A 13,244-nucleotide genomic window follows, 5' to 3' on the forward strand; every position below is an offset into this window, starting at 1 on the left:
ACGCTACCCACGCCGCGTCCCGCGTAGCGAACACGCGGGACATGCGGAGAACGGCCATCGGTGCCATCGTCGTCCACAGGCGGGACGCGCCCGCCGGACGGAACACGGGAAACGGCGCGAACAGGGGATCCCAGGTGCACACGTTGGCAACGGTCGGCGTCTACGGCTTCGACCAGGACTCCTTCCTGGAACGACTGCGGCAGGAGGACGTGCGCCTGCTGCTCGACGTACGCCAGCGCCGCGGCGTGCGCGGAGCGGACTACGCCTGGGCGAACTCACTGCGGCTGCAGGCCGCCCTCGCCGAGGCCGGGATCGCCTACGAGCACCACCGCGAACTCGCGCCGACGACCGAACTGCGTCAGATCCAGTACGCCGAGGACAGGCGCCGAGGAATCGGCAAGCGCTCCCGCAGCGAGCTCGCCCCCGAGTACGCCCGCCGCTACACCACCGAGATCCTCGACCCGGTCGATCTCGATCCGATCGTGACGGCGCTGCCGGACGGCGGCACGGCGGCGCTGCTCTGCGTCGAAAGCGACCCCGAGGCATGCCATCGATCGCTGGTCGCCCGGCGCCTTGCCGAGGAGCACCACCTCACCGTCGAGCACCTGAGGCCGCGGTAACGGACGATCTTCCGCCCACCGGCGTCCTTTCGGACACCGGTGGGCGGGGTGGCGGGTGCGGGGTTGCGCGTGCGGGGCGCCCCCGCACGCGCGCCCCGTCAGCCCAGGCGCGGGATCTCGATCGCCGGGCACCTGTCCATCACCATGTCCACGCCCGCCTTCCCGACCCGCTCGTACGCCGCCTCGTCCACCACGCCGAGCTGGAACCAGACCGCCTTGGCACCGACCGCCACCGCCTCGTCGGCGACCGCACTGGCCAGATCGCTGTTGACGAACACGTCCACGACATCGACCGGGAAGGGAATGTCCGCGAGGGAGGCGTACCCCTGCTCGCCGTGCACCGCCTCCGCCTTGGGATGGACGGGGACGACCCGCTTGCCGTAGCGCCGCAGGACGTCCGCGACACCGTACGCGGCGCGGCTCCGGTTGTTCGACAGACCGACCACCGCCCAGGTGTCGCCGCTCTCGGTGAGGATCCGGCGGACGAGATCCTGGTCTCCGTACATCTGCGTGCCTCCTGGGCCGTGGTGCGGTTACGTCCCGTACAACCGCCCGCACGACCCCGTGATTCCCCGCGTACGCTGGGCGGATGCAAGAGCGCTACGAAACCGTCGACGGCCAGGGCGTGCACGAGACCGAGGTGAACCGGTCCCGGTTCATCTGCGCGCTGGCACCCGCCGCGACGGAGGCGCAGGCGCAGGAGTTCCTCGCCCGGATCCGCGCGGAGCACCCCTCCGCCACCCACAACTGCTTCGCCTACGTCATCGGCGCCGGCGCGGAGGTCCAGAAGGCCGGCGACGACGGAGAGCCGGGCGGCACCGCCGGCCTCCCCATGCTCCAGATGCTGCTGCGCCGCGAGCTGCGCTACGTCGTCGCGGTCGTCACCCGCTACTTCGGCGGTACGAAACTCGGCGCCGGCGGCCTCATCCGCGCCTACGGCGGCGCGGTCGGCGCGGCGCTGGACGCGCTCGGCACCGTCACCCGCCACCGCTTCCGCCTGGCCACGGTGACCGTCGACCACCTGCGCGCGGGAAAGGTCGAGAACGACCTGCGCGCGACGGGCCGCGACGTACGCGAGGTGCGCTACGGCTCCCAGGTCGTGATCGAGGTGGCCCTCCCCGAGGGCGACATCGAAGGCTTCCGCGCCTGGCTGGCCGACACCACCTCCGGCACCGCGGACCTCACCCTGGGCGGGGAGACGTACGGGGCGGCGTGACTACGCCCCGTCGGCCGGCGCAAGGAACCGCCGCGCCTTCGCGTCCAGTTGCGCCAGCAGGTACGCCCCCGCATCGGGCCGCATCCGCGCCAGCGCCACCGCCGCCGTGATGACCACGTCGGCGACCTCCTCGTGCACCCGCCCCCAATCGGCCCTTTCCTTGCGGGGGTTGGTCCCCCGCGCCCCGATGACCGCCTGCGCCGCCTCCCCGCTCTCCTCGGCGATCTTCAGCACCTGGAGCGTCCACTGCTCCTCGTCACCGAGCCCGAGCCCGTCGTCGTGGGCGCGGAAGCGGGCGGCGAGCAGGGCGGCGGTCTCCCAGAGCGGGTCGGGCCGCGGAGGGTGCGGCACGCCATCGTCGATGGAGGCGGCGGGCGTCTGGACCATGGTTCTCCCTGATCGGACGAGGGCGTTCATGCCGTGAGGGTTTCCCGTGCCTGGTGGGTGGTACGGACGCGGCGCCACAACTGCGCCCGCGCGGGGGCGTCAACGTCGGTCAGGTCCAGCCGGAACACGCCGGCCAGTACGTCGTACCAGTCGTCCGCCGAGTCGATGGTCCGCTCGTCCGTACCCCCGGCGTCGATCCGGCGCAGTACGCAGCCGCGCAGCACGTCCGCGCCCGTGGCGTCGCGGAGTTGGGCGGTGAGGGTCCGGACGAAGCCGGACTCGGGGGAGGTGGACAGCCGGAGGTGCTCCGCGGCGAAGGACGACAGCTCCACCGGGCCGGGCGCGAAGTCCATCGCCGTGAACGCGCCGCGGGGGTCGTGGGTGAACCGCCAGCCGCCGGGCTCCGCCACCGACGGGGCCATCGCGTAGGTGAACGGCCCCTGGGTGTAGGTCCCTTCGCGCAGCGGCAGCGGCTCGCGCACCGCGTCGCCGAGCCCGGTGTCGACCAGCCACCGCTCGCCGTCGAGCCGCACGGTGAGCGCGAGATGGGCGCCGTTCGCGCCCGCGGGGGCCTCCGGGGTCGTCTGCACCCCGGCCCGGTGGCGGGTGACGTCGTAGCCGAGGGCCGTCAGCAGCGCGCCGAAGGCCCCGTTGAGATGGAAGCAGTAGCCACCGCGCCCGCGCACGATCCGGGCCACGGACTCCGCGGCGCCGATGCCCGTCGGCCGCCCCAACTGGATGTCGAGGTTCTCGTACGCGACCCGCTCCACCTGCGCCCGGTGCAGCGCCCACAGCGCCTCGGCGGTGGGGGCCGCGGGCCGGTCCACCCCCAGAACGGCCAGGTACCCGTCGACGTCGATCATGATCCCCTCCCCGTCCGAGCAGACGATCAGCATAGTTGCCGGTACCGCCGTCCCACGGCCCGTCCCTGGTCGGATAGTTTCTCCTCTGTCGCAAAGATCCGTGGGGCGGCGGGCCGCCGTTGGGGGTGGACCGGGCCTCGACCCGACTGGCTGGAGAACTCATGGCGCTGTGGGACGTCCTCAAGGAATCCATCGCGAAGCTGCAGGCGCATCTCGTCGCGAAGAAGAACGACCTCAAGGGTGCGGCCTTCCGGGACGCGAGCATGGCGATCTGCGCACTGGTCACCGCCGCAGACGGCAAGATCGACCCCGCCGAACGGCAGCGCGTGGCCAAGCTGATCACCACGAACGAGGTCCTCCAGCACTTCCCGGCCGAGGACCTGCGTCAGCTGTACGAGGCCAACCTGGAGCGCCTCGCGGCGGACTTCGACTTCGGCAAGGTCGCCGTGCTCCAGGAGATAGGCAAGACCAAGGAGAAGGCGACCGAGGCCCGGGCGACGATCCAGATCGGCATCGTCATCGGCGGCGCCGACGGCACGTTCAGCGACGAGGAGAAGAACGTCGTCCGCGAGGCGTGCTACGCGGTCGGTCTGCTGCCGTACGAGTTCGACCTCTGACGGAAGGCCGGCTGCCCGCGACAGGCCGTCCCGGGGGGCTGCCCGCGACAAACGGGCCCGAGGGGCTGCCTGCGGGAGGGGCGGCGACGGGGAGGGCGCTTCCCGGGTCGGCCGCGCCCTCCCCGCGGCTGCGGAAGCGCCGGGAGGGTGCGGCGGGATAGAGTCCGTCGGCGCCTTCCTGCCCCGCGCACCGGCGTGACTGCGGCGCGGGTGGCCTTCGCACGGGCACCCAGAAGACAGGTCCATGTCCAACTTCACGTTGGCCCCCTCATATGGGCGATCATGGGTGCAGACCCGAGCCGGTCTCCTGGCGCACTACGTCCGGTTGAGACCCCTCGTAGGGGCGATCACGGACCTTCGTCGCGTCCTGACGCTGCGGTTCGTCCCACCAGTTGAGACCCCTCGTAGGGGCGATCACGGACCGGTGAGGGCGGCATCAACACCTTCACCGTCTCCCAGTTGAGACCCCTCGTAGGGGCGATCACGGACACTACCAGTGGGACTGGTCGGGGTTCCTCACCCCCACGTTGAGACCCCTCGTAGGGGCGATCACGGACCACGGAGTGACGGCAGTTGGGGTGCTGGAGTCCTGGTTGAGACCCCTCGTAGGGGCGATCACGGACGGGCCGCAGGAAAAATCGCCGCGTAGAGGTATCCGGTTGAGACCCCTCGTAGGGGCGATCACGGACCACAACGCCGCCGGTTCGCTACCCGCCACCTCCCGTTGAGACCCCTCGTAGGGGCGATCACGGACCTGAGGCTTCCGTGGCTGTAGTGATGCTGTCACACTGTTGAGACCCCTCGTAGGGGCGATCACGGACTCGGCCAGCGCCACGGGAACGGGCGTACCTCCTTCGGGTTGAGACCCCTCGTAGGGGCGATCACGGACCCGCATCATCGAGCGGTCCATCACGCTGATCGTGCGGTTGAGACCCCTCGTAGGGGCGATCACGGACTCCGTCAGCGGTGATGTGCAGGACTGCCGCGCCATGTTGAGACCCCTCGTAGGGGCGATCACGGACATGACGTCGTGCGCGCTGTGATGCTCGATGGCGGCAAGTTGAGACCCCTCGTAGGGGCGATCACGGACCAGCAAGGTGCGCTCCCTCACCGACCCGTCTACCACGTTGAGACCCCTCGTAGGGGCGATCACGGACCGGCAAGCCTCGGCTTCGACGACCCACTGGCCGTCGTGTTGAGACCCCTCGTAGGGGCGATCACGGACGGGAACGCATTCAGGCTGTAGAGCTTCCGTACTCTAGGTTGAGACCCCTCGTAGGGGCGATCACGGACGCGAGTCGATCAGGCCCGTGGAGGCGATAGCGGTCCCGTGTTGAGACCCCTCGTAGGGGCGATCACGGACGGTCGCGATGAACGTGCGCACCCACTTCATCGACACGTTGAGACCCCTCGTAGGGGCGATCACGGACCATCGCTGCCGCCGGCCTCACGTGGTCGGATCTTTTGTTGAGACCCCTCGTAGGGGCGATCACGGACGATGACGCACCCCGACAACGGAAGCTTGGTCCACATGTTGAGACCCCTCGTAGGGGCGATCACGGACCGGCGACGTCGCCCGCGACAGCGATCCGATTAGCGCGTTGAGACCCCTCGTAGGGGCGATCACGGACGACGCACCTTGCCCAACTGCACAGCGATTGACCGGCGTTGAGACCCCTCGTAGGGGCGATCACGGACGCGCTGCCATCGGCTCGGGAAGCGTGATTTCCGTCAGGTTGAGACCCCTCGTAGGGGCGATCACGGACCCTCGGGCGGGGCGCAGACCCGCGGCGGGGTCATCTTGTTGAGACCCCTCGTAGGGGCGATCACGGACCACCGGCGCCGCCCTGACCCTGTCGGGCATCTCCTAGTTGAGACCCCTCGTAGGGGCGATCACGGACCCGAGGCGAAGGCGCGCCTAGAGAAAGATCAGGGGCGTTGAGACCCCTCGTAGGGGCGATCACGGACCATGGTCAAGTACGGGCCGGACTACGCGCTCAAATAGTTGAGACCCCTCGTAGGGGCGATCACGGACATGAAGGCGGCGACATCGTCTACGGCCCGCTGTTGATGTTGAGACCCCTCGTAGGGGCGATCACGGACGTTCCTGCGCGAGACCGCAGTGGACTGGTCGCTGGCGTTGAGACCCCTCGTAGGGGCGATCACGGACAGGTCGCGCCACTCGCGTAGCGCCCGGATGTGCTCGCGTTGAGACCCCTCGTAGGGGCGATCACGGACTTGAATACTCCGAGGGATCGTAGGCGTTTGTGGTCTGTTGAGACCCCTCGTAGGGGCGATCACGGACGTACTGCCGTGGGGTCGCAGCCGCCGCCGACCTCATGTTGAGACCCCTCGTAGGGGCGATCACGGACGGCGGTGGCGGGCTTTCGGCACCTGCTGGGCGTCATGTTGAGACCCCTCGTAGGGGCGATCACGGACGCTGCGCCTGCTCCGGCGTCATCGCGCGCGCACGCTGTTGAGACCCCTCGTAGGGGCGATCACGGACCCAGGTCCAGCTGGTCGACTGTGCGCTCGGTGACCTCGTTGAGACCCCTCGTAGGGGCGATCACGGACTCCCAGGCTCCCATTCCATGATCCCATCATGCGCGCAGTTGAGACCCCTCGTAGGGGCGATCACGGACCGGCGTAGATATCACGCGCAGCGCCTGACGAGTCTTGTTGAGACCCCTCGTAGGGGCGATCACGGACGGATGACTCCGCCGTACGCTGTGCGGTCGAATACTCGTTGAGACCCCTCGTAGGGGCGATCACGGACCGTGGAGGAATTGTCCGGCCTGCCGCTGCAATGGCGGTTGAGACCCCTCGTAGGGGCGATCACGGACTCCCGCAGGTCAGTCACGGCGCGCTCACCCCCTCGGGTTGAGACCCCTCGTAGGGGCGATCACGGACGCGCATCGCGGGCCCGCAGTAGCCCACCCCCGTACCGTTGAGACCCCTCGTAGGGGCGATCACGGACAGTCGTAGAGCCGCGCCCATGTGGTGCCGGTCCAGCGTTGAGACCCCTCGTAGGGGCGATCACGGACGCCATCGCGCCCGACCCGAACATGGCGAGGATACTGTCGTTGAGACCCCTCGTAGGGGCGATCACGGACTCGCCGTCCAGATGGCCGGTCGGATCAACAAGACCAGGTTGAGACCCCTCGTAGGGGCGATCACGGACGATGACCTGCTCCATCGTCTCCGCCGTGGACTTGCCGTTGAGACCCCTCGTAGGGGCGATCACGGACTCTTGCAGGGGCGCCCGATGGCGGCGCGGCAGGTGTGTTGAGACCCCTCGTAGGGGCGATCACGGACCCGTCGCGCGTGAGATGGACGCTGACCTCGATAGCGGTTGAGACCCCTCGTAGGGGCGATCACGGACAGCGGAGAGTGCCGCCGGCCTACTAGTCGTGCTCTTAGTTGAGACCCCTCGTAGGGGCGATCACGGACGCCGGCCCTGTCGAGGCGGCCGTCCGAGACGACGTGTTGAGACCCCTCGTAGGGGCGATCACGGACCTGGCGCAGTACGCACACCAGCTGGCGCACCTCACGTTGAGACCCCTCGTAGGGGCGATCACGGACCGTCGGGCGTCAGCGAGAATGTCGCGAGCCCATTCGTGTTGAGACCCCTCGTAGGGGCGATCACGGACCGGCGCGGGAGAGGGGTAGTACGTGAGCCTCTTCCGTGTTGAGACCCCTCGTAGGGGCGATCACGGACCTGGAGCCGGTGGAGGACGACCAGGCGGTCCGCAAGTTGAGACCCCTCGTAGGGGCGATCACGGACTCGCGCTAGCGAGCGTCTGTTCATCCATGGACGCGGGTTGAGACCCCTCGTAGGGGCGATCACGGACCTGCCGGAGGCTCTTTCAATCAGCGCTGGGTGTGGCGGTTGAGACCCCTCGTAGGGGCGATCACGGACGTCGAACAGCGCCTTCTTGTAGGCGGGCGAGGACTGGTTGAGACCCCTCGTAGGGGCGATCACGGACCGGTCACGTCCGGGTGGCGGCCTGACGGAGCGCGACCTGTTGAGACCCCTCGTAGGGGCGATCACGGACCAGCTCGTACCCAGAACACTAGTTGTCGACGAACTGCGTTGAGACCCCTCGTAGGGGCGATCACGGACGGCCGCCGACGTGGCCGCCGACGTGGCCGAGTTGCTGTTGAGACCCCTCGTAGGGGCGATCACGGACTCGGCGGGAGCGATGGCCTGGACCTGCACTCTTGCCGGTTGAGACCCCTCGTAGGGGCGATCACGGACCGCCCTGCCCGGCGGCCTCACTTCATGCATCAGCTTGTTGAGACCCCTCGTAGGGGCGATCACGGACAAGCGTAAGCGCCCGTCCAGCCTCTGCGCAGCATGCGTTGAGACCCCTCGTAGGGGCGATCACGGACCCGGTTCCGCACCATCGTCGGCCACCTTCTGCTGCGGTTGAGACCCCTCGTAGGGGCGATCACGGACTACACAGTGCGTTAGCGCGGTTACTCAGAGTCTTCGAGTTGAGACCCCTCGTAGGGGCGATCACGGACTGGCCTACCACGGTCGGCGGTCACTGGCAATTCGCCGGTTGAGACCCCTCGTAGGGGCGATCACGGACTGGCGTGGCTGACGGCTACCAATATGCTGAGGTTCTTGTTGAGACCCCTCGTAGGGGCGATCACGGACGCGCATGTGCATCCGTAGCACTCGCTCCGCTGTCCGTGTTGAGACCCCTCGTAGGGGCGATCACGGACCGGGAACGATGTTGTCTTCCGTGTCGGTACCGCCAGTTGAGACCCCTCGTAGGGGCGATCACGGACACCGTCCGTTCCGGGCACTTATACGCGGCTGCAATGCGTTGAGACCCCTCGTAGGGGCGATCACGGACCGGCCCGATGGGCACGGATACAATTGGCGTCTATGCGTTGAGACCCCTCGTAGGGGCGATCACGGACCGGCGGCGAAGTCAGCATTACGGTCAATTACGATCCGTTGAGACCCCTCGTAGGGGCGATCACGGACCCACGATCCTCGGGGGTCCTTGCGCGCGCCCTACCGGTTGAGACCCCTCGTAGGGGCGATCACGGACCGGAGGCTCACCCAGCGGCCCCACCACCGGATTCTGGTTGAGACCCCTCGTAGGGGCGATCACGGACCTGCCCGTCGGCGCCGCGCACGGTGATCTGCCAGTTGAGACCCCTCGTAGGGGCGATCACGGACCCCACGGTAAAGCTGCAGGTGAGGGCCGGTGTAGTTGGGGCTGGTCTGGTGGGGATTGCAGCGAACCTCCGATGGTGTTCGCGGGTCCGGTGTGGCGCTGAAATCTTGGGGAGATTTCTTGATCAAGGCATGGGGCTGTGCGGCTACAGGATATCGGTGGGGGCGGGTTCGACTGCGCCCCATTCGAGCCGGCGGGGGGTGGTGCCGGGCGGATAGGTGTAGACGAGGACGTTGTCGTAGTCGAGGTCGAGGACGTCCTCGACGGTGGCTTGGAAGCTGCGGAGTTGGGCGTCACTGAGTTCGCCTTCGAAGACGCTGCGCTGGACGTGGTGGAGGTATTTGCGGCAGGTCTTGAGGATCTTCGGGTTGCGGACGGCAGCGGTGTCGTACACGACGATGACGTACACGCGCGGTCTACCACCAGATCCGGAAGGGCTTGTACCCGGTGCCTTCGAGGCAGTGCCGGGTCAGGGCGAGGGCGTCGAGATAGAGCAGTTCGTCGTAGGCGACGTTCCGGCCGAGGCCGCGGTGTGCGACGGTGACTCCGAATTCGTCGCGCACAGTCTGGACCACGAGTTTGCGGCCGGTCTCGCTGAGCATCGCCTGGTTGGTCTCGCGGTCGAAGTGGTGCTCTTTCAGCTGGTTGCGGCCTGCCATACGCAGAAGTAGGCGTTCGGCGAAGAGGGGCTTGAACATCTCGGACAGGTCGAGAACCAGCGAGTGTCGCTGGCGTTCCATGCTGCTGTGCAGGAAGGCGATGCCGCTGTGCAGCGGAGTCAGGCGCACGGCGGTGAGAACACGCGCGTAGGTGATGCCGTTGACGTAACTGATGAAGGCGTTACCGGCGTTGGCGGGTGGGCGGCGGCTGCGCCCGCCCAACTGGAGCCAGTCGGGGAGCTTCGTGTCGATGACCTCCCACGCGGAGCGGCGGAAGGTTCCCTCGGCGCCCATGAGTTGGGCCGGGCTCTCGGCGGTGTCGATGGAGTTGCGAAGGACGGTGTAGGGGCGGGTGAGGAGCTTGCGGTCGACGACTCGGCGGACGTTGAACGCGGTGGCGTCGACGATGCTGCGCGCTATGGCGAGGGCGGCGGCGGAGTCGGTGGCGGTGCGGGCCTGGGCCAGGACGGTTTCGCCGGAGGTGCTGGTTTCGGAGGTGAGGAGTGAGCCGGCGTAGTCCCCGTAGTAACTGAGCAGGTGGACATTGATGCGATGCCGGTTGAGGAGGGAGACCACGGAGGTGTTGATGTCGACCTCGGCGCAGGCCACGATGTCGCGGACATCGGTCACGGGGATGTGGACGGCAGGCGCCTCGTCCCGATCGATGATCAGGGACTGGTCCTTGCGGCGGATCCGGCAGGGGGTGGTGAGCCAGTAGGTCCGGGCAGCGGCGGGCATATCACTCCGTCCAGCAGTAGTCGGTGAAGCTGCACCCTCGGCAGCCCGTACGGGGCAGGCGCTCGGGGGAGACGGGGGCATGGACCACCGCGAGGACGGCGGCGATATCGGCCTCAGCTTGGATAGCGGCCTCAGGGGTAAAGGGGTAACGGCGAGTCCGGCGGATCTTTGGATAGTGCAGGATCGCGCCCTCGGCCTCGACGCCCAGCAGTCGCAGCCGGTAGCAGTAGTGCCGACCCTGGGCCTCGTCAGCGGGTGCGGGAGCCGATGAGGATTTCACCTCGTGCACCCAGCGTCTGCCGTCGAAGAAGTCGAGCTTTGCCGCGCCGAGGTCGATGGGGCTGCGCCGGGTGTAGGAGGTGTCGTGTACGGCTTCGCCGAGTTGGACACTGGCGCTCAGGTGCTCGGGACGGATACCGCGGGCGTACAGCCACAGTTGGCGGGGGCAGTGGTAGAGGTACTTGATGTGGACGCCGCCGACGTCATGCTCTTCGATCACAGCACCTCGCCCAGCTGGTAGCGCTGTTGAGGGTGTCCTCGTACGGCGAGCAGGCCCCGTTCCGGGTCGTAGTCGCCATCGAGGACCCGGACTTTCAGCTGCTTCTCGTAGCGGCTGAGGTCCCCGGCCCAATGCGGGACGGGAATGAGGTACTCGTCGGCGAGCAGTCGGCCGGCGGCCTTTCGTCCGGTGCCGGCTTCGGCGAGGGCGGCGATGTAGTCCTCGCGGTCCTGTTCGAGGATCGCCTCAGTCCCGTCGAAGAGTTCGTCGAATCCATCGGACAGGGCGGAACGGTCATGGAAAGGGAGGCGGAACTGTAGAAAATCATGGTCGAACTGTTCGCGGTGCCCGATTACGTCGTTGCGCCACTGCTGGCCCCAGGTGTCCGCATAGATGCTGTCGAGCCAACTGGTGGCATCGGCCTCGTCGACGGTCCGCCCGTCGTGGCTGCGCAGGATCCCCCAGCCCTTCTCGACTGGTACGCGCGGGTAGACGCCGTCCGCATACTCATCGGGCCGCTTTCCTCGGGTGGTCCAGGACGGGTAATGGACGATCACCTCCGCGGCTGGGCGGGCGGCTATGCGGTTGACGCGACCGAAGCGCTGCAGGAGCGCTTCGAGTGGGGCGGCGCTGGTGAACAGCACATCGAAGTCCACATCCAGGCTCACCTCGACGACCTGCGTTGCCACCAGGAGGCCGGGGCGGCGGGTGTGCTGGGCGTCGGGGGAGACAGTGGCGAAGCGTTCGGCGATGCGACGCTCGATATGGGAGCGGTCGCCGCGCTTGAAGCGTGAGTGGAGGAGTAGAGCGGCGTCCGATCCGTGCTGCTCCTGTACGGCCGGGGCGAGCTGGTTGAAGAGTTCCAGGGCGTCGGCGACGTTGTTGGCAACCACCAGCACGGATTTGTTCTCGCTGAGCTGTCGACGTATTTCGGCCAGGGCCGCGGGGTCGGTGAGGTGGTGGTCGCGTATGCGCAGTAGGTGGCGGGCGGGCAGATCGAAGTCCAAGGCGTCCAGTTGGGTGGTCGTCCCGGTCAGGGTCTGGGTGAACAGACTGGCCAGGGCGTGCGGCAGGGTCGCGGAGAGTACCGCGACCCGACCGCCGAGGCGCTCCCACAGCCGGGCGCTGGCGAGGATATAGCCGAGTCGGCGGGCGTCGTAGGCGTGCAGTTCGTCAAGGATGAACACGGAGTTCGCGGCGTCCACCAGGATGCCTGCGTGGGCCGGACCGGCCAGGGCGGCCCGCAGTAGCTGGTAGGGGGTCGCGATCCGCACGCTTTCGTGGAACAGCTTCGTGGCCGCTGCCCGGGACAGGGCTTTGCTTGCGGCATCGATCCGGCACGGCGAACCGCCCTCGTCCTGGTCCTCGTCCTCCGAAGAGATCGCCACGGCGAGGTGGTAGGAGGCGGCGCGGGAGTGCGACACACCGACCGCGCCGGGGGACTCGAGCGTAATCTCCAAGCGGCGGGCCATCGCATTGATGGAGGCCAGGTAAGGGAGGGTGAAGAACACCCGGGGAACTCCACCGGTCGCCTCCTGGAGCCCGGAGACCTGGCCGGCCGCCCAGAGCAGGGCTGCCTCGGTCTTGCCACTGCCGGTGGGAGCCCGCAGCAGCAGATGCCCTTCGACGGCGGCTGCCCGTAGTTGATGGGCGCGCAGGGCCTTCCCTCCGGCAGCCAGCTGCCTCTCCAGCCGGGACCGGAAATCGGCGTCCAGGGGCTGCTGGGTGGACAAGGAGCCGTGAGCGGAGGAGAGGTGGTCGGAAAGAGTGACCGCCCCCTGCAGGAGTACGGCTGCCAGGCCTTCCTCAGGGGATACCTTTTCCTCCCAGTAATCCAGTAGCTGGTACAGCAGTTCATGCGCGCGGGCGAGCAGCTGCTCCTCGGTCAGGGTGGGGCCGTGCGCGGGAACGTCTTGGGGACGGGAGGCGTGGGCAGTGGTGCGTAGCCAATCGGCCAGTGCGGCAACGGCCTTGGCGGGGATGGGCTGGAAGCGCTCGTGGTACTCCGCCGCACTGACGGTGCCGTACTGCCAGGCCAGATTGCGGCGGTCGAGGCTGGCGGGAGTGGCAGGGTCGGGAGCCCTGGTAAGGGCGCGGTGGTGGGTCGCCACCGCGGCGGCCACCCAGGACAGCAGTGGTGGATCCATGATGAGGCCCGGGAGGAAGCCCAGGGAGAGCACCTCGTGACGCTCGCCCCAGGCGCGGGTCCGCCCCGCGACCATGTCCTGGAATCCTTCGGGGATCTTGCCCGCGTCGTGGGTGAGTGCCGCGAGCTCGACGGCCGTCCAGAACCGGCCACCGAAGACCTTCTCCGCGGCTGTCAATTGGCCTACCCGCCGCCGCAGTTGGACTGCGGCGGCGAGGGTGTCCCTCAGATGCTCGGTCAGCAGTTCCTTCGCACGCGTGGAACTCTCACTCTTTGCCAGGAGTACGGACAGGACATCCATCAT

General features: G+C 68.0%; 10 protein-coding genes and 1 CRISPR repeat array. Of the genes, 3 read left to right on the forward strand and 7 right to left on the reverse strand.

Translation table 11 applies throughout. From position 1 onward, the window contains the following. Positions 1-134 precede the first annotated feature (134 nt). On the forward strand, positions 135-620 hold the full coding sequence (locus tag ACFQLX_RS01640; RefSeq protein ID WP_386410933.1) for a DUF488 family protein, N3 subclade: 486 nt from the start codon (positions 135-137) through the stop codon (positions 618-620). A gap of 98 nt (positions 621-718) precedes the next feature. On the opposite strand, the gene ACFQLX_RS01645 is transcribed toward ACFQLX_RS01640, so the two are convergent. Further along, positions 719-1,126, reverse strand: a complete 408-nt coding sequence (locus ACFQLX_RS01645) for a CoA-binding protein (protein WP_386410935.1) — start codon at positions 1,124-1,126, stop codon at positions 719-721. Between the two features lie 83 nt (positions 1,127-1,209). On the opposite strand from ACFQLX_RS01645, the gene ACFQLX_RS01650 reads away from it, so the two are divergent. Continuing rightward, entirely contained in the window at positions 1,210-1,836 is a 627-nt protein-coding gene (locus tag ACFQLX_RS01650) for a YigZ family protein (protein ID WP_386410937.1), read from the forward strand. On the opposite strand, the gene ACFQLX_RS01655 is transcribed toward ACFQLX_RS01650, so the two are convergent. Next, positions 1,837-2,223, reverse strand: a complete 387-nt coding sequence (locus ACFQLX_RS01655) for a MazG-like family protein (RefSeq protein WP_386410939.1) — start codon at positions 2,221-2,223, stop codon at positions 1,837-1,839. It abuts the gene before it with no gap. 26 nt (positions 2,224-2,249) lie between these two features. Further along, on the reverse strand, positions 2,250-3,086 hold the full coding sequence (locus tag ACFQLX_RS01660; RefSeq protein WP_386410941.1) for an arylamine N-acetyltransferase family protein: 837 nt from the start codon (positions 3,084-3,086) through the stop codon (positions 2,250-2,252). Positions 3,087-3,247: 161 nt separating this feature from the next. Between ACFQLX_RS01660 and ACFQLX_RS01665 the strand changes: the two genes are divergently transcribed. Beyond that, positions 3,248-3,703: a tellurite resistance TerB family protein gene (locus ACFQLX_RS01665; protein ID WP_386410943.1), complete on the forward strand. Its 456-nt coding sequence runs from the start codon at positions 3,248-3,250 to the stop codon at positions 3,701-3,703. A 324-nt stretch (positions 3,704-4,027) separates the two neighbouring features. Further along, positions 4,028-8,900: a CRISPR direct-repeat array (repeat unit 31 nt; unit sequence GTTGAGACCCCTCGTAGGGGCGATCACGGAC). A gap of 143 nt (positions 8,901-9,043) precedes the next feature. On the opposite strand, the gene cas2 is transcribed toward ACFQLX_RS01665, so the two are convergent. From cas2 to cas3, 4 genes are read right to left on the reverse strand one after another with little or no spacing between them, the layout of a single operon-like run. Then, complete coding sequence (cas2, locus tag ACFQLX_RS01670) at positions 9,044-9,307, reverse strand: CRISPR-associated endonuclease Cas2 (protein WP_386410945.1); 264 nt, start codon at positions 9,305-9,307, stop codon at positions 9,044-9,046. Between the two features lie 7 nt (positions 9,308-9,314). Then, positions 9,315-10,295: a type I-B CRISPR-associated endonuclease Cas1b gene (gene cas1b, locus ACFQLX_RS01675; RefSeq protein ID WP_386410947.1), complete on the reverse strand. Its 981-nt coding sequence runs from the start codon at positions 10,293-10,295 to the stop codon at positions 9,315-9,317. Between the two features lies 1 nt (position 10,296). Next, on the reverse strand, positions 10,297-10,794 hold the full coding sequence (locus ACFQLX_RS01680) for a CRISPR-associated protein Cas4 (RefSeq protein WP_386410949.1): 498 nt from the start codon (positions 10,792-10,794) through the stop codon (positions 10,297-10,299). Beyond that, a complete protein-coding gene (gene cas3, locus ACFQLX_RS01685; RefSeq protein WP_386410950.1) occupies positions 10,791-13,244 on the reverse strand; it encodes a CRISPR-associated helicase Cas3' in 2,454 nt (817 codons plus the stop codon). The genes ACFQLX_RS01680 and cas3 overlap by 4 nt, the downstream gene beginning before the upstream one ends.

The sequence above is a fragment of the Streptomyces polyrhachis genome (assembly GCF_042663125.1).
In the GTDB taxonomy this organism is placed as follows: Bacteria; Actinomycetota; Actinomycetes; order Streptomycetales; family Streptomycetaceae; genus Streptomyces; species Streptomyces polyrhachii.

Bases quoted from the DNA above. Each gene is read 5' to 3' on its own strand.
- ACFQLX_RS01645 (WP_386410935.1), bottom strand. From the start codon at position 1,126: ATGTACGGAGACCAGGATCTCGTCCGCCGGATCCTCACCGAGAGCGGC.
- ACFQLX_RS01650 (WP_386410937.1), top strand. From the start codon at position 1,210: ATGCAAGAGCGCTACGAAACCGTCGACGGCCAGGGCGTGCACGAGACC.
- cas3 (WP_386410950.1), bottom strand. From the start codon at position 13,244: ATGATGGATGTCCTGTCCGTACTCCTGGCAAAGAGTGAGAGTTCCACG.
- ACFQLX_RS01660 (WP_386410941.1), bottom strand. From the start codon at position 3,086: ATGATCGACGTCGACGGGTACCTGGCCGTTCTGGGGGTGGACCGGCCC.
- ACFQLX_RS01655 (WP_386410939.1), bottom strand. From the start codon at position 2,223: ATGGTCCAGACGCCCGCCGCCTCCATCGACGATGGCGTGCCGCACCCT.
- cas1b (WP_386410947.1), bottom strand. From the start codon at position 10,295: ATGCCCGCCGCTGCCCGGACCTACTGGCTCACCACCCCCTGCCGGATC.
- ACFQLX_RS01665 (WP_386410943.1), top strand. From the start codon at position 3,248: ATGGCGCTGTGGGACGTCCTCAAGGAATCCATCGCGAAGCTGCAGGCG.